General features: G+C 44.3%; 14 protein-coding genes. 11 read left to right on the forward strand and 3 right to left on the reverse strand.

Translation table 11 applies throughout. From position 1 onward, the window contains the following. The first annotated feature begins 222 nt into the window (after positions 1-222). The 3 genes from ACLIIY_RS02190 to ACLIIY_RS02200 all read left to right on the forward strand — a co-directional run bounded on the left by ACLIIY_RS02190 (position 223) and on the right by ACLIIY_RS02200 (position 3,187). Positions 223-1,992: an SgrR family transcriptional regulator gene (locus ACLIIY_RS02190; RefSeq protein WP_434528058.1), complete on the forward strand. Its 1,770-nt coding sequence runs from the start codon at positions 223-225 to the stop codon at positions 1,990-1,992. Between the two features lie 121 nt (positions 1,993-2,113). Beyond that, positions 2,114-2,446, forward strand: coding sequence for a tRNA-binding protein (locus ACLIIY_RS02195; RefSeq protein ID WP_005436572.1), 333 nt, complete (start codon positions 2,114-2,116; stop codon positions 2,444-2,446). Between the two features lie 144 nt (positions 2,447-2,590). Beyond that, positions 2,591-3,187 carry an outer membrane beta-barrel protein gene (locus ACLIIY_RS02200; protein ID WP_005436574.1) on the forward strand — a complete coding sequence of 199 codons (597 nt, stop codon included), beginning with the start codon at positions 2,591-2,593 and terminating at the stop codon, positions 3,185-3,187. A 38-nt stretch (positions 3,188-3,225) separates the two neighbouring features. Here the strand turns inward: ACLIIY_RS02200 and ACLIIY_RS02205 are convergent, their stop codons facing one another. Further along, the gene (locus ACLIIY_RS02205) at positions 3,226-3,777 is read right to left on the reverse strand and encodes a gamma-glutamylcyclotransferase family protein (RefSeq protein WP_045480422.1); all 552 of its coding nucleotides are present in this window, start codon (positions 3,775-3,777) and stop codon (positions 3,226-3,228) included. Between the two features lie 200 nt (positions 3,778-3,977). Here ACLIIY_RS02205 and ACLIIY_RS02210 point away from each other — a divergent pair, with 200 nt between their 5' ends. Continuing rightward, positions 3,978-5,162, forward strand: coding sequence for an NnrS family protein (locus ACLIIY_RS02210; protein WP_045369871.1), 1,185 nt, complete (start codon positions 3,978-3,980; stop codon positions 5,160-5,162). Positions 5,163-5,472: 310 nt separating this feature from the next. On the opposite strand, the gene glpK is transcribed toward ACLIIY_RS02210, so the two are convergent. Both glpK and mltC read right to left on the reverse strand, forming a co-directional pair. Then, positions 5,473-6,987, reverse strand: a complete 1,515-nt coding sequence (gene glpK, locus ACLIIY_RS02215; RefSeq protein ID WP_078608255.1) for a glycerol kinase GlpK — start codon at positions 6,985-6,987, stop codon at positions 5,473-5,475. Positions 6,988-7,118: 131 nt separating this feature from the next. Continuing rightward, the gene (gene mltC, locus ACLIIY_RS02220; RefSeq protein ID WP_418104424.1) at positions 7,119-8,231 is read right to left on the reverse strand and encodes a membrane-bound lytic murein transglycosylase MltC; all 1,113 of its coding nucleotides are present in this window, start codon (positions 8,229-8,231) and stop codon (positions 7,119-7,121) included. A 666-nt stretch (positions 8,232-8,897) separates the two neighbouring features. Between mltC and ACLIIY_RS02225 the strand changes: the two genes are divergently transcribed. From ACLIIY_RS02225 to ACLIIY_RS02255, 7 genes are all read left to right on the forward strand, one after another. Further along, on the forward strand, positions 8,898-10,544 hold the full coding sequence (locus tag ACLIIY_RS02225) for a BCCT family transporter (RefSeq protein WP_434528059.1): 1,647 nt from the start codon (positions 8,898-8,900) through the stop codon (positions 10,542-10,544). 65 nt (positions 10,545-10,609) lie between these two features. Then, positions 10,610-11,968 carry an FAD-dependent oxidoreductase gene (locus tag ACLIIY_RS02230; protein ID WP_418095387.1) on the forward strand — a complete coding sequence of 453 codons (1,359 nt, stop codon included), beginning with the start codon at positions 10,610-10,612 and terminating at the stop codon, positions 11,966-11,968. A gap of 151 nt (positions 11,969-12,119) precedes the next feature. Then, positions 12,120-13,457, forward strand: a complete 1,338-nt coding sequence (locus tag ACLIIY_RS02235) for an FAD-dependent oxidoreductase (protein WP_078608259.1) — start codon at positions 12,120-12,122, stop codon at positions 13,455-13,457. A gap of 19 nt (positions 13,458-13,476) precedes the next feature. Next, positions 13,477-13,848 (forward strand): cyclophilin-like fold protein, encoded by a 372-nt coding sequence (locus ACLIIY_RS02240; protein ID WP_270050131.1) that lies wholly within the window; start codon positions 13,477-13,479, stop codon positions 13,846-13,848. Positions 13,849-14,276: 428 nt separating this feature from the next. Then, complete coding sequence (nhaC, locus tag ACLIIY_RS02245; protein ID WP_434528060.1) at positions 14,277-15,794, forward strand: Na+/H+ antiporter NhaC; 1,518 nt, start codon at positions 14,277-14,279, stop codon at positions 15,792-15,794. Positions 15,795-15,854: 60 nt separating this feature from the next. Then, positions 15,855-17,021 (forward strand): MalY/PatB family protein, encoded by a 1,167-nt coding sequence (locus ACLIIY_RS02250; protein WP_434528061.1) that lies wholly within the window; start codon positions 15,855-15,857, stop codon positions 17,019-17,021. 40 nt (positions 17,022-17,061) lie between these two features. Next, positions 17,062-18,432 (forward strand): FAD-dependent oxidoreductase, encoded by a 1,371-nt coding sequence (locus ACLIIY_RS02255; RefSeq protein WP_434528062.1) that lies wholly within the window; start codon positions 17,062-17,064, stop codon positions 18,430-18,432. The last annotated feature ends 65 nt before the right edge of the window (positions 18,433-18,497 follow it).

An 18,497-nucleotide genomic window follows, 5' to 3' on the forward strand; every position in this document is an offset into this window, starting at 1 on the left:
TGAGCTAAAAATAGAGGGCCTTAACCAATTGAATGAAGGGCACTGTTTTGATCGCTCAACCATAGGACTGCGTCAGAATCTAAGAGTATTTTGGGTAAAAATAAGGCATAAAAAAACAGAGTGAATTTTGTTTTTCTTGTTCCTGATAACTAAGTTTTTAGACCTTTTTACTTGAATGAAGGCATTAAACGCTAATATAAGGAACAGAATCTTAGTTTTGGAGTGCCTGTTTTGGAGAGTATTAATCTTTTTCGCTACTACGAACGTGTAGAGAGTTTTGAGCTGCGAGAGGAATACGCGGTGACGCTTGCCGAGATTGCAGACAAGATGTTCACCAGCCCAAGGCATGCCCGAGCTATTCTCAAGCAGATGAATGCGCTCAACTGGATCGCTTGGATACCCAGAGTGGGGCGTAACCAACGTTCGACCTTAATTCGTAACATCGATCATACAGAGGTGAAGCGCTCTATTGCTCTGGAGTGGATCAAAGAGAGCAAATACGACCGAGCACTTGAGTTTCTTGATTTCGACCAAGTGGTGTTTGAGCAACTGCTTAAGCAGACTTCCGGTGCCCAAGTGACAGAAGGCAAAGTCAGTGTACAACTCACCTATAACCGCTCTTTTGCTACGCTCAATCCAATCACACCGCAACGAAACAGCGAGCGTTTCTTAATTCGTCAAATTCACGCTTGCTTGGTTTCTATGACACCTGAAGGTGAGTTAGTCGGAAACATTGCGCATCATTGGCAAGCCGATGAAGAGTGGCGAACTTGGACGTTTTATCTTCGTCCTTCCGTTTGCTTTCATCATGGCGGTAAAGTGGATGCAGAACTAATGGTGAAGCTACTAAACCATTGGCAGCAGCTTCCATATTATCAAAATGAACTCGATCACCTTGAAGCGGTTTCTGTTGAGTCGCCTTATCGATTTTCCGTTCAACTTACTCGGCCAGACAAAGGCTTCGCTGCATTGTTGAGTGATCTAAAATACTCTTTACAGCCTGTCGAGCAACTCAATAACTTATCCTCCGACAGCATCGGCTGTGGCATTTTCTCTCTGGAATCGCACACGAACAACAAACTTACCTTGGTGGCGAATGAGCGCTTTCACGGATTTCGCTCCCTCACTGATAAAGTCACCATCTGGTCGTTAAACAGTGGCAAGAAGGAAGGTGCAAAGGCTTCCAATTACCCCCACGATTTACCTAAGACAGAGCAGTACTCGAAAAAGGTCATCACCAACTCTCCAGATGAAGAAGTGGATGAGCGCATCATCGATGCCAAACACACAGCATCGAAAGATCGCGTGGAAGAAGGGTGTTTGTTTATGATTTTCAATCACAATCATCCTAACTTATCGCACGCTCAGCGACGTTGGCTGAGTGATGCCTTGAGTGGTGAGAACATTTGGCAGCAGTTGGAACGCAACGGAACCACCTTTGGGGCTGAAATCGCACATAACTTTTTCCCCTTCTGGCACAACGTCAAATACCTGAGAAGTGATGAGGTAGTACTACCGAGTTCAATCCGAATCGCCTGTTATTCCCATCTTGGTATTCAACGCAGTGCGAGAGCCGCTGAGCAAATCTTGATGGAACATGGCATCAAGGTTGAAGTAAACGTTTATTCGTTTGAAGCATTTATTGAAAAAGCGTCTGGAGAGGGCTTTAGTGAAGAGATTGTTCTAAGCAGCTTTAACTTGGATGACAACCGACAAGTCTCGGCTTTACTGTTTTTCCTCAGCGATCCTGTTTTGCACGCCACGATCGGATCTGACGTCAGCGACTGGCTGGTGGCTGAGGTCAACCAAATTCGACAGTTTAGTGTTCCGGAAGATTACCTCACTAAGTTAGAGCAACTTGGCTCTGTGCTGATCTATGAAGGTGTGGTTAGTCCGATGCTTCACCATCGACAAACACTTAGCTTTCAAGACATATTCAAAGGTGTAGAGATCACGGCGTGGGGTTGGCCGAAGTTGAGTGAGATTTGGTAAAGGACGATTGTAAACAGCACGATCTTTGCTCATCAAAATGCGATCTTCACCTCTTGTATTTAAAGTACTAACTGATAATGTAGAGTTTGTTTTAGTAAAATTTTACTTGAGGTTTTAATCAATGGAAACGATCGCTTACTCAGACTTCGCAAAACTAGAAATTCGCACCGGAAAAATCATCGAAGTGGCTCGTCACGAAAACGCAGATAAGCTTTACATCGTGCAGATCGACATCGGTGAGAAAACACTGCAAACCGTCACCAGCTTGGTGCCTTACTACACAGAAGAAGAGTTGATGGGGAAACAAGTGGTGGTGCTGTGTAATCTTGCGAAAGCTAAGATGCGTGGTGAAACCTCTGAGTGCATGTTGCTTTGTGCCGAAACCGATGATGAATCAGAAAGTGTTCTGCTAACGCCTGAACGCGCGATGCCTGCTGGTGTGAGAATCGTTTAGTATCTAATCATATATTGTTTATATAACAGTTATTTATGTTTTAGATCTCATTTTATAAATGAATCAATAGAATCATATTCACCTTTATTTATAATCTCCGCGCTTTAAAAGCTGTCTAACAGCATGAAAAATTGGGAAATTATAATGAAAAAAGTATTGCCATTATTGGCTTTAGGTGCAGTGGTTGCTTCGGCGTCGGTTCAGGCGGAAGGTAATTGGTACATTGGTGCGGATATTTTAAATTCAGACCTTAAAGTTGAAGGCGACTCGTCAAGCTCTTCAGCAACGGGTCTTGGTATTGCGGTAGGTAAAGAGCTGCAATACTCAGAAAACTTCAAACTGGCACTAGAGGGCGAATACGTCTACTACGGTAGCTTTGAAGAAAAGGCATCAGGTTCAGGTAACTGGGCAAAAGTGACTGTTGATGGTTACGGCTTCAACCTAAATGCAAAACCGAAATACCAATTCTCTGGTACTGGTTTTTATGTTGGTGCAGTTGCAGGTCTTGGTGTGATGGGTGTAGATTTTGAGTCTAAATCAAACCTTGCAAACCTTAATGTGAAAACTGACGGTAGTGATGTTGGTTTCAACTACGGTGCAGAAGTGGGTTACGAGTTCGCTTCAGGTCTAATTATCTCTGGTGGTTACCGTGTTTCTACAGTAACGATCGATGTTGAAGGCGGTGGCGATATCGACTTTGATTTCGACAGCCTATACGCTGGTGTTGATTACAAGTTCTAATCTCACACAAACAGAACATGAATAGCAAAAGGGAGCCACTAGGCTCCCTTTTTAATTAGGTTATCAATCAACTCATAATGATGATCTTGTACGCCCGCTAAGTTGCCGTATTTGGGCTGGTGGCGGTCGTTTTCTTTGGCATGATGCCAACCAACGGTATGGCGAACGAAGTGCTCAGCAAACGCATGGGAGACTTCCAAGCATCCAGCGAGCACCGTATCAACATAGCTTTGCATGATGGGACTGAGTGAGCAGGGTGGTAACGGATCGTTTTTCACATAAACCCAAATGCTGTGCTCAGAGTTAAAAGTGGTTTCTGTTTCAATCTGATCTGGACGGATTTGAATGCGATGGTAGCCACGCTCGCGTCGGTCAAAATCCGCTAGCGCTTGATCGTCGACTTCAAGCAACACACCATTGACTTGCCCTTCGCCTTCATTCACAACCAAGGGTGACAAGATATAGCTGTCGTCAACTTTGCCCCAATAGCGCACCAGTCCATGAGCGATGACTGGGATGGCTTCTCCCGTTTGACCCGTTAACTTGCGCGAGGCGGCATTGATTAAACTGCCATAGCCAAATATATACATCTCGATTGCTTCCCTTACTTCGACGAAATCACTGTTATCCGTTATACCTAAACACTACCAACCAAGCAACGTATGAAGCACAGGTTTTACCTCGAAAGGATAGTTTGATTTTATAACATGTATTTTTTATGCATGTTTGTGTTAATATCGAACGCGTAGAATTTTTGAACGGTATCAAATGGGTACTTAAGGGCATCACAATGCTGAATATCACCGATAAAAAAGTGGAAGAGAAAATCCCTGCATGGCTGCGATTAGGGTTTAGACCGTTTTTCCTGTTTGGCTCTATTTATGCTGTTGTCGCAATTGCGGTATGGGTATGGATGTTCCAAACCGGACAGCCAAGTGCGTTGAGTGTTCCGGCGTTGTGGTGGCACGTTCATGAAATGTTGTTTGGTTTTTCAATGGCAATAGTGGTGGGCTTTGTGCTGACTGCAGTGCAAAACTGGACGGGCATTAACGGCACGAAACACTACACCTTGTTAGCGATATTTACATTGTGGCTTGCACCGAGAATATTGCTTTGGACACCAGCACCACTTTGGTTAACCAGCAGCATTGAAGCGCTGTTTTTGCTGTTTGTGGCCTACGAAGTGGGCATTCGTGTTTACCGCGCGAAAGGTTGGCGGAATCTGTTTTTTGTGCCGTTATTCTTGCTCGCCATCTTTGCCAACTTTGCCAGTTACGCAACGGTGAAAGGCATGCCGCCATTTACCTCGTCTGCGGTATGGCAAGCGATGCTTTGGTGGTTCACTCTGCTGCTTTCCGTCATGGGTGGACGAGTGATTCCATTTTTCACAGCCCGTCGCTTTAACTTCGAAAAAGCTCAGCCGTTACTGTGGTTGGATTGGCTAGCAAACCTACCTTTGGTTATGTTGTTTGTGTTGAGCTTCTTCCCTGTGACATTTGCAGAACTTGGTCAGCCACTTATGTTGTTTGCCGGAGTGGCGCAGTTGGTTCGATTCCTGCGTTGGAAGCCTTGGCTGACGCTTAGCGAGCCGTTGGTGTGGTCGTTACATGTGGCTTATTTGTGTCTGCCTTTGAGTCTGATTCTACGTGGCAGTTGGGATAATGCGTTTGCGAGCCACAACTTAATTCATCTGTTTGCTATTGGTGCATTGGGTGGATTGATCTTAGCGATGATTGCTCGAGTGACCATGGGGCATACAGGTCGCATGATTTACAAAGGCCCAAACATGAGCATCGCTTTTGCCGCCGTGATTGGAGCGGCATTAGCAAGAAGCTTAGGCGTGATTTTTGACCCTTCACACATGCTACTTTGGATTGATGTCAGTGCAGCCTTGTGGATTCTGGCTTTCGGTATGTTCGTATGGCGATTCGGAATGATGCTGATGAAACCAAGAGTGGATGGTCATCCCGGATAGTCACAGTTAAGATTTGATAAAGAAGGACTCAACCAACGGTGTGAGTCCTTTTTATTTGAGCTTGCTTCCGCAAATGACCCACAATTAGTAAGGTAATTGTTAAGAATGTGAAAAACGTTGAATTCTAGAGTGGGATTTGAGCGTGCTAGAAGGTGCGGACTCCGCTACTCTGTAGGTGTTATTGCTCGTATGCACATGAGTGATTAACTAGCCAATTGACGTTTTAGACCCATAGGTGTCTTTTCGTGTAATTACATGGCCGCTTAGTTCTATACCTCCGTGGAACTAAGCGGCGTTTTTCGTTTTGGTTTTATTCTTCTTCGTGCAATTCAGCCCACGATTGGACACACGTCACCGCCCGTTTCCAGCCTTTATAACGACGTTGGCGTTTTGCCTCATCCTTAGTTGGAGCAAACTGGCGATCAAGTTCAGCCTTGTTCTTCACCTCTTCAATGCTTCCCCAGTACCCAACGGCAAGACCCGCAAGATAACCAGCACCAAGCGCGGTAACTTCAGTGACTTTTGGGCGAAGAACATGGGTATTTAATACGTCCGATTGAAATTGCATTAGGAAATTGTTCGCAACGGCACCACCATCCACACGAAGTGCAGATAGCTGAATTCCCGAGTCCGCCTGCATCGCATCGAGGACATCACGTGTTTGATAAGCAATGCTCTCTAACGTCGCTCGAATAATATGATTTGCATTAACTCCACGTGTTAAACCAACAATGGTTCCACGAGCGTATGCATCCCAATACGGTGCCCCTAATCCAGTGAAGGCAGGAACTACATATACACCATTGGAAGAATCAACTTGTGTAGCAAAGTACTCTGAATCTTTGGCGTCATGGAGTAACTTCATTTCGTCACGAAGCCACTGAATTGATGCTCCTCCCATAAACACCGCACCTTCGAGTGCATAAGAAGGTTCTCCGTTTGCGCCACAAGCTATGGTAGTTAAGAGCCCATTTTGCGAGGTGACCTTTTCCTGCCCTGTGTTCATTAATAGAAAGCAACCTGTGCCATACGTATTTTTGGCTTGCCCGGCTTCGACACACATTTGACCAAATAATGCCGCTTGTTGATCACCAGCGATACCAGCTATAGGGATGTGTATGCCATCTTTACCACCTATGTTGGTATCTCCGTATACTTCTGAAGACCGCTTTACCGTCGGCATCATCGAGTGCGGTATACCCATTTCCTCTAGCAGTTTGTGGTCCCACTCAAGCGTATTGATGTTGAAGAGCATCGTTCTTGATGCGTTGGTGTAATCGGTGACATGTGTTTGGCCTTGAGTCATCTTCCATACAAGCCAGGTATCAACTGTGCCAAACAACAACTTACCCGCATCTGCGTCTTCACGGGCACCAGGAACGTGATCTAAGATCCATTTAACCTTAGTTCCGGAGAAGTAAGGATCCAACACCAGGCCAGTGTTATCTCGAATATAATCTTCTAGGCCTCGTTGTTTGAGATCTTCACAGATATCAGCAGTACGGCGGCATTGCCAAACAATTGCATTATAAACAGGAACGCCAGTTTCTTTATTCCAGACGATCGTCGTTTCACGTTGGTTAGTGATACCAATTGCAGCGACTTGCTCACTGTTGATACCTGTTTTCCCCAACGCTTCGGCTAAGGTAGCACTTTGAGTGGCAAAGATTTCCATTGGGTCGTGTTCGACCCAACCTGCTTGCGGGTAGAATTGGGTAAATTCTCGTTGCGAGACACTAACGATATTGGCGTCATGATCTAGAACCACAGTTCGAGAGCTGGTAGTCCCTTGGTCGAGAGCAACGATGTATTTTTGCTCAGTCATAGTCAAAACCTTATTTTTTGTTATTTCTCCTTAGTTTATATCGGGGGCAATCAGGTCGCATGTTTCATTTTGAATCATGTGAGTAAAAACAAAAATGCTCTCGCATAGGAGAGCATTTTAATAAAGTTTGACTAGATATTTCCTTCGCTGAAGTCTTTTTGGAAATACAGAACCTTTTGAAGGTAGCGTCTTGCTTCACTTTTTGGATGTTGAGTGGTTAGCGCATCATAGACTTGAGTTGGATTGAGGCTGTTAAGCTCATTCATCGCTTGTTTTCGGTCGCTATCAAACGTTGAAAGCACACCGCCTGTACCACCGTTATAGGCTGAAATCATACTAAAGTGTTTCGATGTAGGATGTTTTACATCTCTTAGGTAGCGATTCTTCAAGATATAGAAATACGCAGCTCCGGTATCGATGTTATTTGCAGGGTCGAATAAGTACTCTTTGGTTGGAATACCCGGTTTGTTTTTCACCAAATTAAACACATCAGCACCGGCGGTTTTTGGGATCACCTGCATTAAGCCGTAAGCTCCAGCATGAGAGACCGCATAAGGGTTAAAGCTGCTTTCGGTTTTGATCACGGCGAAGATTAGATCTTCAGACAAGCCATATCGTTTAGCTGCATCACGTACCAAGCCTGCGTACTGGTATTCTCGCTGCTCTAGGTGATCTTTCACCATGTTGATTTCAACATAATAAGCACTGCCGCGTTTGATGGCTTTCTTCTGCAGTTTATTGTCGAGCAGGTAGTCTGCGTAGCGATTAGCGCGCCATTCCCATTCAATCGGCTTTCCATCGTGATCGAGAACTTGCCCCAGTAAGAAAGGCTTACCGCGTAATACCGCTTCTTTATCGCTAAACAACTCTGCATGAGCTGGATCGGCAGGCATGAGTAGTGTCTGTACGATGGCTTTTTGTAGCTTCTCCGTTGGTTGGTACTGAGAAATTGTCGAAACATAAATCTTACCCGTTTCGAAGTCGATGTGTGCTCGGGTGTTGTAACCGTCAAGGTACTTCACGTAACGGTGTTTGCCTGCTTCAACGAACTCATCTTCACCCCAGCGATCTTTGGCTTTTTGAGCAATATACGCGAGCAATTGTTTGATGTTGTCTTCATTAGATGCGCTTGGCGGCTTTACATAAGGAGGAACGTAGTTATCGCACGCACAAGGTGGTGTTTCTTCCGGTGCCATAGAGCAGCCACCAAGCAATAACATGCTTAAAAGCAGAGATTTCTTCATCACATACCAATACAGGTTTTGGAAATAGGGAGGCATCAAGCGGAATTACCACTGATAAATAAGTGGAAAAATGATAAGAAACTGTTCTAAGTGGCTGAAATTAAAAATTTTAATGGTCTCGATAAAAAGATAACCATTTCAACTGAGCTATGTTAGATAATTGCAGCCCTTAAACGAGCGAATTATCAAAAGTGCTAATTGGATCAACAAACCGATGTGTGTGGAGTTTACTTAAATTAAGCGAAAAAATGCCTTGTAACGGCCTTTAATTTGATGAGAAATACCAGGTGCTTTTCAAAATGCAACACGATGATTTTACGTTTAAATCCTCCTACATATAAGGCTTAACACGATATGTAGAGCCGAAAAAGCATACTTAAATCTCTTACTTTGCTGTGAAGGTTAAATCATCCGAGATGGTTTCTGAATTGTTCCAAAATGGAATATTTCCTGAAACGAGATGTTTCGTTTTGAAAAGCTCATTTCGCTTTTGTAGGAAAATTCTCCTAGCTTCACACTTCGCATTCCGTCAGAAAAAATAACCCATTTCTCCTGTGGCTATCTTCAAAGTTGCCGTTCAAAAACACCGCAATTTCTAACCTTTATTGGTTGGGGTTCATAAGATGTTCCTGTCCAAAACAACAACGTGAAACGTGGAAACAAATTATGAGTAACCAACCCTCTCAACATATAAAAGGGGCGATCGACAAGGCAGTCTTCTGGCCTGCCACGATCTTGACCTTAGCGATGGCTGTATTCTTCCTGATAAACCCAACATCAAGTGCGCTTGTCATGGGTAAGCTGCATGCGTTCACCACGGGAGAGCTCGGCTGGTTCTTCTTATTAGCAACATTTGCAGTTGTTATCTTCTGTATTTATCTAGCAGTCTCTCGTTACGGCGGTGTCGTAATGGGTGATAAAGAGCATGGTCCTGAGTTCTCCACCATGACTTGGTTGGGCATGATCTTTACCTCTGGTACTGGTGGTAGCGTGCTTTACCTTGGTGCAGTTGAATGGATCTGGATCATGCAAGCGCCACCATTCGGTGTGGAAGCGGGCAGTATTGATGCTGCACGCTGGGCTTCTGCTTACGGCATGTTCCACTGGGGGCCATCGGCTTGGGCTTGGTACATTGCTTGTGCTATTCCAATTGCTTACTGCTTCTATGTACGTAAAAAGCCAACATTAAAAATGAGTGAGTTCGCTCGTCCAGTATTGGGCAAGAAGGTGGACAGTATTTCTGGCCACTTAATCAACTTCTTGTACATGTTCGGTATGGTTGGTGGTGTTATGACATCGCTAGCGCTAGGCACACCACTTATTTCTAACGCGATTGTGTATGTAATGGGTTGGGAATCAAGCAACGCATTCTTAGATACTTTCGTGATCTTCTTGTGGACCTTTATCCCTCTTGTTGCATTGATTATGGGTCTTAAGAAAGGGGTATCTGCACTGAGTGACTGGAACGTAAAAGCTGACGTAGTGATGTTAATCGCGCTGCTCGTTTGTGGTCCTACAGCATACATCTTAAACCTATCGGTTGATGGCCTTGGCTTGATGCTTCAAAACTTTGTTTACATGAGCTTAGCGACAGACGTTATCCGTGACGGTGGATTCCCACAAGCTTGGACTATCTTCTACTTCTCTTGGTGGGTGGTTTACGCACTGCCATTTGGTCTGTTCATTGCGAAGATTTCTAAGGGTAGAACCATTCGCGAAATTGTAATGGGTGGTCTGATTGCCGGTTCTCTTGGCTGTATGGTGTTCTACATGATCCTTCCTGGTATGGGCATCAACATGCAAATGACAGGTCAGGTGGATCTGATGTCCATCATGAACGAACAAGGTCGTGGTGCGGTTGTGTACGCAATGCTTGAACAAATGCCACTAGGCACGCTATTTGTGTTCGCATTCGGTCTCATCACTTTGATTTCTTACATCACAGGCCACTGTGCTGTGGGTTACTCACTTGCTGCTGCTACTCAAGATGAAATTGCAGAAAACGAAGACCCAGCGCACTGGAACATCGCATTCTGGTTGATTTTGGCTGGTGTGGTTTCTCTAGCACTGTACTTCATCAACCCAGAGAGTTTGAAGCCACTGCAAACAGTATCGATTTTGACTGGCTTCCCTCTATGTTTCGTGATTGCAATTGTAGCTAAGAGCTTCATTAAACAAATCAACATCGACTTCCCTGAAGGTTTCCCTGCGGCAGACTCAAAAGGTCGTATTTACTTGGAAACACCGGTAGACCGCGTTGAAGAAGAGCAGGTCACAAAGCCGGCGACAGAGCCAACGACTTCTTTTAGCTAACTTTCAGCAAACACCGATATAAGCACCTCCTTCCATGAAAAGGAGGTGCACTAAGGAGATAAAAAATGAACATCATCGAACCTCAAAAAGAAATCCCTGTGATTGCAGAAACGGACGTGCTCGTTGTAGGCGGTGGCCCGGCTGGCTTAACTGCTGCGATTGCTTCTGGTCGTCTTGGTGCAAAAACTATGATCGTTGAACGCTATGGCTGTTTAGGCGGCATGTTAACTCAAGCGGGTGTTGAGAGCTTTGCTTGGTATCGTCATGAAGGGACGGTGGATTGTGAAGGTATCGGCCGTGAATATGAAGTTCGTGCACAAGAAGCGGGCTTTGCTCGTCAAGAGCCACAATCGAAGAGCTTAGCGATTGATACTGAAGGCTTCAAAGTCATCGCGGACCGAATGATTGCAGAAGCAAACGTGACGCCACTTTACCACTCATGGGTTGTTGAGGTTCTAAAAGAAGGCAACACCATTTATGGCGTGATTGTCGAAAGCAAATCTGGTCGCGGCGCTATCTTGGCAAAACGTATTGTCGATTGTACGGGGGATGCAGACGTTGCGGCACTGGCTGGTGCTCCATTTAATCAGCGCTCGACTGATAAATTGATGGGTGTGACGGTAATGTTCCACTGTGCGGGTATTGATGTTGAGCGATTCAATAAGTTTGTCGCTGAAGAGCTTAAACCAACTTACGCCGACTGGGGTAAGAACTGGACAATTCAAACGACGGGCAAAGAAGACGACATGTTTAGCCCATACATGGAAGATATTTTCACCAAAGCACAAGAAGAAGGTGTGATTCCTGGTGATGCTTCTGCGATTGCTGGTACTTGGTCTACATTCTCTGAAGCGGGTGAAGCGCATCAACTTAACATGGTGTACTCGTTTGGCTACGACTGTACCAACGCATGGGATTTGACTAAGGCTGAAATTGAAGGTCGTCAGCAGGCGCTTTGGGCGATTGATGCGCTTAAGCACTATGTTCCTGGCTTCGAAAAAGCCAAATTGCGCAACTTTGGTATGACGTTAGGTACTCGTGAGTCACGCTTAATTGTTGGTGAAACACACATCGACGACGAGCATGTACTGAACCAAGGCCGCTGCAATGACTCTATCGGGATTTTCCCTGAGTTCATTGATGGCAGTGGTTATTTGATCCTGCCAACGACAGGTCGTTACTTCCAAATTCCTTACGGCTGTCTAGTGCCTCAACAGGTAGAAAACTTACTTGTGGCAGGCCGTTCAATTTCTGGTGGTGTCGTTGCTCATACTTCTATGCGTAACATGATGTGCTGTGCCGTCACGGGTGAAGGTGCGGGTACCGCAGCAGCAGAATCGTTGAAGCAAGGCGTCAATGCGCGTGATGTCGATATGACATTGCTACAAAACACTTTGGTTAAGCAAGGTGTTCGAATCCACTAATTTCCAATCCTAAACGTGATGTGACAACTCCCAGCGGCTCTGCTTTTGTAGGGTCGTTTGGGTCACCTTCCACATTGATTTATACCTAAGTTTCCTCGCATCAGAACGAGGTGATTTCGATATAAAAGATAACGTGAAATAAGGTAAGTGTATGAAAACGATAAAACAGAGTGTAGATGTCGTTGTGGCTGGTGGTGGTACTGCTGGTCATATAGCTGCCATTCAAGCCGCACGTGCAGGTGTGTCGGTGTCTTTGATTGAAGCCAGTTCGATGTTGGGTGGCACAATGACAGATGGTGGAGTATTTATGCCAAACCATTGGCATTCACCAACAGAAACTGTAGTGCAAGGCATTGGTTGGGAGCTGTTCTCTCGCTCGAAGGAAATTGAAGGCTTACGCATTAAACCGCCGTCAGAGCGATATGGTGTCGATACACCGGCGTACTACAGCAATATCAACGTACCTATCTATGCGACTGTTGCGGAGCAAGCAGCCATTGAAGCCGGTGTAGATATTCACTATCACGAATTTATTGGTGAAATGGCGCATGATGGTAACTTCTGGATCGTGACCTCATATGCTCGCGGTATTAAGCGAATAACACGTTGTCGAGAGATCATTGATTGTTCAGGCGATGCGGATGTTTCACGTGCACTCGGTTTGCAAGTTGAAAAGTCACCTAAGCGCCAACCAGGCACGCTGGAATATCGTATTGAAGGCATCGACATGCAACAAGTATGGCAGGGTGAGGTGCAAAAAATTTACGAGAAAGCGATGGCAGATGGTGAGTTGCAAAAAGGTGACTGGGCTTACTTTGGTATCTATCCGTTCCAGTGGTTCTTGCAAATGGGTGGGCACAACTCCACTCATATCTATTCGTGTGATACCTCTGATGCTGATGGCCAAACAAAAGCTAACATTGAAGGTCGCGAACGCATGTTGCGTATGTACCAATTTGTTCGCAATAAAATCCCAGGCGCTGAGCGTGCTGTGCTGAAAACCATGTATAACCGAGCGTTATCTCGCGAAGGCTACCGAGTGATCGGCGAGCATATCGTGACTGAGCCTGAGTTTATGGGAGCAGAGAAGTATGAAGATGCGATTTGTAATGCTTTCAACTACATTGACATGCATAACGAAGACAATGGATGTGATGAGATTTTCCATGATTCAGCAAGTCTTATCCCAGCGGTTCCTTTCCGAGCTTTGATCCCAAAGAATACCAACCGCATTACCGTTGCGGGTCGTATCTTGTCAGCTGATCGCGTGTCTCTTGCTGGGATTCGAGCACAATGTACTTGTATGGCGATGGGACAAGCCGTGGGTGCTGCCGCAGCGTTGGCTGTAAAACGAGGTGTCTACTCACGTGATGTTAGTGCACAAGACATTGTTGCTTTAACAATGGAGCATGGTGCAGTTAAGCCTTTCAACACGAAAACCGTTGATGTGAATAAACTAGCAACGCCAGAAAAACCGGAAATGGCTTAATTCGGAGCTTGTGAACAAGATGACTCAAATAACAATTCGAATAAACAACATCGAGTATTCCGCTACGTTAAATCAGACAGATACTGCTCAACGTATTTTGTCGTCACTACCAATAAAGGGACGAGTAAGGCGCTGGGGAGATGAAATTTACTTTCCAATTCCTTTGCTGATTGACGAATGCATAGAAGCGAAAACAGAAGTAGAAGTCGGAGATTTAGCTTATTGGCCGCCAGGACAAGCGTTTTGTGTGTTCTTTGGTAGCACGCCATACAGTCATAGCAAAAAACCTGTGGCAGCCTCTCCGGTGAATGTATTTGGTTCCTTATTAGATTTACCCAATCATTTATTTGACATTAAAGATAATGCTCAAGTAGAGATATTTTTAGCTTGAGATCATGCCTTGAGTTAAAGCCTTTTTATCTCTCTTTTTTGCCCACCATACCCTCGGTGGGCTTTTTTGATCTTGATTTCATGTTCTGCTTTGCACTGTTCATTACCTGCTCCTTTATTGGGGAAATATGTCTCATAAATAAAACAATAACAACAGTGTGATCCTACGCTCTTATCAATTGGCTTAAAAATAAAGTGAATTTCAAGACGTGTTTCATTTTCAAAAAAGATCGCGTTTCAATTTGAAACGTAATTGCTTCAATTCTTAATTAGCTTTGAGTTTGTTCACACCTTCAGCAAGCCAGAGAGTGAATTAATAGAATGCTTTTTAGCGTTTTCACAGTTCAATAATGCATCAGGAGGTATTTATGGTATTGAGCTAAACGTTTGCCAATGATGGACATATACCAATGATGTCGGAGTAAAAATATGGAAACTCATGAAGAGCAAAGAGAGACACGCTTGCCTACTTTTGGTGAAGCGGTCACACCAATCATTTTCATGGTCATTGTCCTAACGATAGGGATGGGCATGTTGAAATGGCCTACAGGTGTATGTCTACTGTTGTCTGCAGCTTGTGCTGGTGGGATAGCGATTTGTAGGCTTAATTTTACATGGGAAGAACTAGAGAAGTTTATTGTCGATAAATTTGCTGCGGTTATGCCTGCGTGTTTGATCGTAATATTTGTTGCTTTCATGGTTGCTACCTGGTGTTACAGCGGCACGCTAGCCATGCTAGTTGTATATGGTATGCAGCTGATTAGCCCTGCAATGATCTTATTCCTATCTTTTATTTTGACTGCTTTACTAGCTATTTTAAGTGGCTCATCTTGGGGTTCTGTTGCATCAATTGGTGTTGCTTTGATGGGTGTAGGTATTGGTTTAGGCGTCGATCCTGCGATGCTTGCTGGTGCGCTGGTTTCTGGTGCTTACTTTGGTGACAAGATGTCTCCATTGTCAGATACAACTAATTTAGCTGCGGGCGTAACGAAAACACCGCTCTATGAACATATAAAGTACATGTTCTGGACAACAATTCCCTCCACGATTATCGCGCTTGGCTTCTTTATTTATCTTGGCATGACTCATCATGTTGATGGTGAAATGTCGACAGATAGTGTACTGCTGATTTCTCAACTAAATGAGATGTACAGCTTTGGTGTTTTACCATTGCTGCCAATGTTAGTGATCTTACTATGTACTTTTACTAAAAAGCCACCTGTTCCCTCGATGCTACTTTCAGCCGTTGTTGCTGTATTAGTTGGTTGGTTGTACCAAGGGTTTGACCTTTGGGAAGGGGTCTCTTCAACCATGACTGGCTTCAAAGTCGAGATGATTGGCTTCAATTCTTCTGAGCAAGCCACGGGGGTGATTAAGCTGTTACATCGTGGTGGTTTAAATACACAAGGTGGTTTCCTCGCTTTCATAATCTGTGCAATGGCGTTTGCCGGAATTCTGACTGGCACTAAGATGATGGATGTTGCTATGGGGGAGTTGACCAAAAAGATCACAACTGCAAGATCAGCTATTTTAGGTTCTGGTTTAATCGCAGTTGTAATCAATGCTCTTACTGGTTCTGATGGTTTGAATAAAGTAATCACTTCAGAGCTAATGAATAAGCATTTCTTGAAGCTTGGCATTCATCCTAAGGTGCTAGCTCGTACACTGGAAGACTTCGGTACCATGACAGGCCCTGCGATCCCTTGGACTGCCGCAGGCTTATTTATGGCAACAACACTGGGGGTACCGACAATGGATTACCTACCGTACTGTTTGCTGTTCTTTTTCTCGATGATATTCGCAACCTTCTACGCAATCACTAATATCTCAATCGTAACTATTACGCACGAGGAAGCTCGAGCATTCGCTTTGAAGCAAGGTTATGAACTTGGTGAAGAAGAAGTAAAAGGACAAGACCCGGAGTTAGAGCCTGCCACTGTTAAATAAACTATTACTGCCAATACGCTGTGAGATGTGCAGCGTGTTGGCGGTTATTAGGAAATGCCAATGTATAAATTTAAACATAGCCACCCTCGCCCGTACTCAGCTAAGTGGAACTCGCATGCATCGGTTTTGGGAAGAAACGTGTTGCCTATGTCGGTTGCTGACATGGACTTACCGGTTTGTGAGGAAATTCGAGCGGCAATGATTGCAACGGCGCAACGTCACGATTTTGGTTACGCTCATTATCATAGCGATATCAGTGAGCTTGTTGCACGATGGTATGAGACTGAATTCCAGTGTTCTATTGAAGCTGAAGATATTCAAGAAATACCGGGCATGCTAATGACAATTGGGGCATTGATTCGCCATCTTACTAAAGAAGGAGATGGTGTGGTTATTTTTAGTCCCGTTTATCACTCTTTTGCAGGGACAATTCGTGATAATCATCGCCAACCTATTGAATGTTCGTTAATAAAAGGTGAGTCCGGTAGATATCAAATTAACTTCGAGCTTTTTGAGCAGCAGTGTCGAGAGCATACTGTTGTTTTGCTTTGTAACCCACATAATCCAACTGGGCAATGTTGGACTGTAGAAGAACTCGAACAACTGATCAGCATTGCGAGAAGAAATGGCACCGTCGTGATTTCAGATGAAATTCATGCTGACTTCACTTATCTGGACTCCAAAGTTCCATTCACTAGTATCTTCAGTGCAACCGCAGATACTGACGGGATCATCGCCTTTTACTCAGGAGGAAAGATCTTTAATTTAGGTGGTTTGTTTGGTGGGTTTGCCATCACTAAAGACACTAGTTTGTATCAAATGATACAAACCATCATTAAAGAGCTTCATTGGTTACCAAATGTGTTTACACACGAAGCAATGTACCACGGCTTCAAGTATGGCAGAGCTTACAAGCAAGAGTTGATACTGCACATTCGCAAAATTCACCATCAAACTATTGCTCGTATCAAAAATGCTTCCCGACAAATATCTATTCCTTTGCCAGATGCGGGTTACCTCATCTGGATCGATATGTCTTCGACTGGATGGTCAGATAAAGACATTCATGAATTCTTCGTATTTGAGGCCAAGTTAGGTGTCAATTCTGGGCCAAACTTTGGGACTGGTGGTGAAGGGCATATACGTATGAACTGTGCGATATCGGACACACTGTTGACCGAAGCAATGTCGCAGCTTATTCCAGCTATCAAGAGAAACAAAATCTAATAGTGAATTCAAGATATTAAACTGTTTATAGGTGGTATAGATGAAACAAATTACAGAGCCAACAAAACCAATTGATATTATTGCCGATGTGGATGTTTTGGTTGTTGGCGGTGGACCAGCTGGTATGGCTGCGGCAATAGGAGCCGCTCGTGAAGGGGCGAATACTTTACTTATTGAAAGGTTTGGCTGTTTTGGTGGAATGATGACCACCGCAGGTGTTGAATCTATTGCATGGTGGCGGCACGAACATACAGTAGATGCTGGGGGAGTTGCAAAAGAGTTTGAAGATAAAGCACAAGCATTTGGTGCAACAACACCAGAGGTGCAATCGGTAAGCCAAGCGATCAACGCAGAAATGTTTAAAGTTGTCGCGGATGAGTTTCTTGCGGAGAGTGGTGTTGAGCGTTTACTTCATATAATGGCAGTTAATGTACTGATGGATAACAATACAGTAATTGGTATTGTTACAGAGAGTAAATCAGGGAGAAAAGCCATACTTGCAAAAGTTGTGATTGATTGTACCGGCGATGCTGACATTGCCGCTTTTGCTGGAGCTCCTTTTATTCAACCTTCTCGTGAAGAGGTGATGAGTGTAACGACAGTATTTAACTGTTCAAATATCGACAAGAAGCGATTCTTAGAAAATATTGCAGAAACGAAACCAACATATAGTGACTGGGGAAAAGATGAAGACAATAAAAACTGGTCTTACGAAATCCATGAAAGTTGCCAAGAAATGTTCAGCCCATACTTAGGTAGAGTGTTTGCAAAAGCCAAGAAAGAGGGGTTAATCCCTGACGGTGTTACGTTGGGTGGAAGTTGGAGTACGATTACCGATCATGGTGATGCCAACTATATGAACGTACAGAGTATGGCGGGAATAGACTGTACCAATGTTTTTGATCTAACTAAGGCAGAGATTGAAGGTAGAAAACAAGCACTTTATGCCATCGATGCCCTTCGAAAAATGCAACCTGGTTTCGAGAATGCGGTGCTAAAAAATTTTGGAATGACCATCGGAACTCGAGAGTCTAGACATATTGTAGGGCGTACTCGTCTTACGGAAAACGATATAGTTAATCAAGGACGCCACCGGGACAGCATTGGTATTTTTCCTGAGTTTATTGATGGGAATGGAAAACTGAAATTGCCTTTGGAACCAAGATACTTCCAGATTCCTTATGGTGCACTTTTACCAATGAATGTTGAAAATCTTTTAGTTTGCGGGCGAGCTATTGACTCTGATCCATTTGCGCACGCAACGACAAGGAACATGGCATGTTGCGCAGTGACAGGGCAAGGTGCAGGTGTAGCAGCTGCTTTAGCGATAAAACAAGGTGTTAACTGTCGCGAGGTCGATATTTCAGAGGTACAGCATAAGTTAGAGGCACAAGGGGTTCGAGTGTTTTAATCGTTCGGACAACTCATCAAGCTCCCCAAATTGGGGAGCTTTTTGTTTCCTATCAATATTAAACT

The organism is Vibrio sp. K4 (assembly GCF_051122595.1).
Classification (GTDB): Bacteria; Pseudomonadota; Gammaproteobacteria; order Enterobacterales; family Vibrionaceae; genus Vibrio; species Vibrio owensii.

Excerpts from the sequence above, each read along its gene's own strand:
- ACLIIY_RS02230 (WP_418095387.1), top strand. The coding sequence starts at position 10,610 with ATGAACATCATCGAACCTCAAAAAGAAATCCCTGTGATTGCAGAAACG.
- ACLIIY_RS02250 (WP_434528061.1), top strand. The coding sequence starts at position 15,855 with ATGTATAAATTTAAACATAGCCACCCTCGCCCGTACTCAGCTAAGTGG.
- ACLIIY_RS02225 (WP_434528059.1), top strand. The coding sequence starts at position 8,898 with ATGAGTAACCAACCCTCTCAACATATAAAAGGGGCGATCGACAAGGCA.
- nhaC (WP_434528060.1), top strand. The coding sequence starts at position 14,277 with ATGGAAACTCATGAAGAGCAAAGAGAGACACGCTTGCCTACTTTTGGT.
- ACLIIY_RS02255 (WP_434528062.1), top strand. The coding sequence starts at position 17,062 with ATGAAACAAATTACAGAGCCAACAAAACCAATTGATATTATTGCCGAT.
- ACLIIY_RS02200 (WP_005436574.1), top strand. The coding sequence starts at position 2,591 with ATGAAAAAAGTATTGCCATTATTGGCTTTAGGTGCAGTGGTTGCTTCG.
- ACLIIY_RS02195 (WP_005436572.1), top strand. The coding sequence starts at position 2,114 with ATGGAAACGATCGCTTACTCAGACTTCGCAAAACTAGAAATTCGCACC.
- ACLIIY_RS02205 (WP_045480422.1), bottom strand. The coding sequence starts at position 3,777 with ATGTATATATTTGGCTATGGCAGTTTAATCAATGCCGCCTCGCGCAAG.
- ACLIIY_RS02235 (WP_078608259.1), top strand. The coding sequence starts at position 12,120 with ATGAAAACGATAAAACAGAGTGTAGATGTCGTTGTGGCTGGTGGTGGT.
- glpK (WP_078608255.1), bottom strand. The coding sequence starts at position 6,987 with ATGACTGAGCAAAAATACATCGTTGCTCTCGACCAAGGGACTACCAGC.
- ACLIIY_RS02210 (WP_045369871.1), top strand. The coding sequence starts at position 3,978 with ATGCTGAATATCACCGATAAAAAAGTGGAAGAGAAAATCCCTGCATGG.
- mltC (WP_418104424.1), bottom strand. The coding sequence starts at position 8,231 with ATGAAGAAATCTCTGCTTTTAAGCATGTTATTGCTTGGTGGCTGCTCT.
- ACLIIY_RS02240 (WP_270050131.1), top strand. The coding sequence starts at position 13,477 with ATGACTCAAATAACAATTCGAATAAACAACATCGAGTATTCCGCTACG.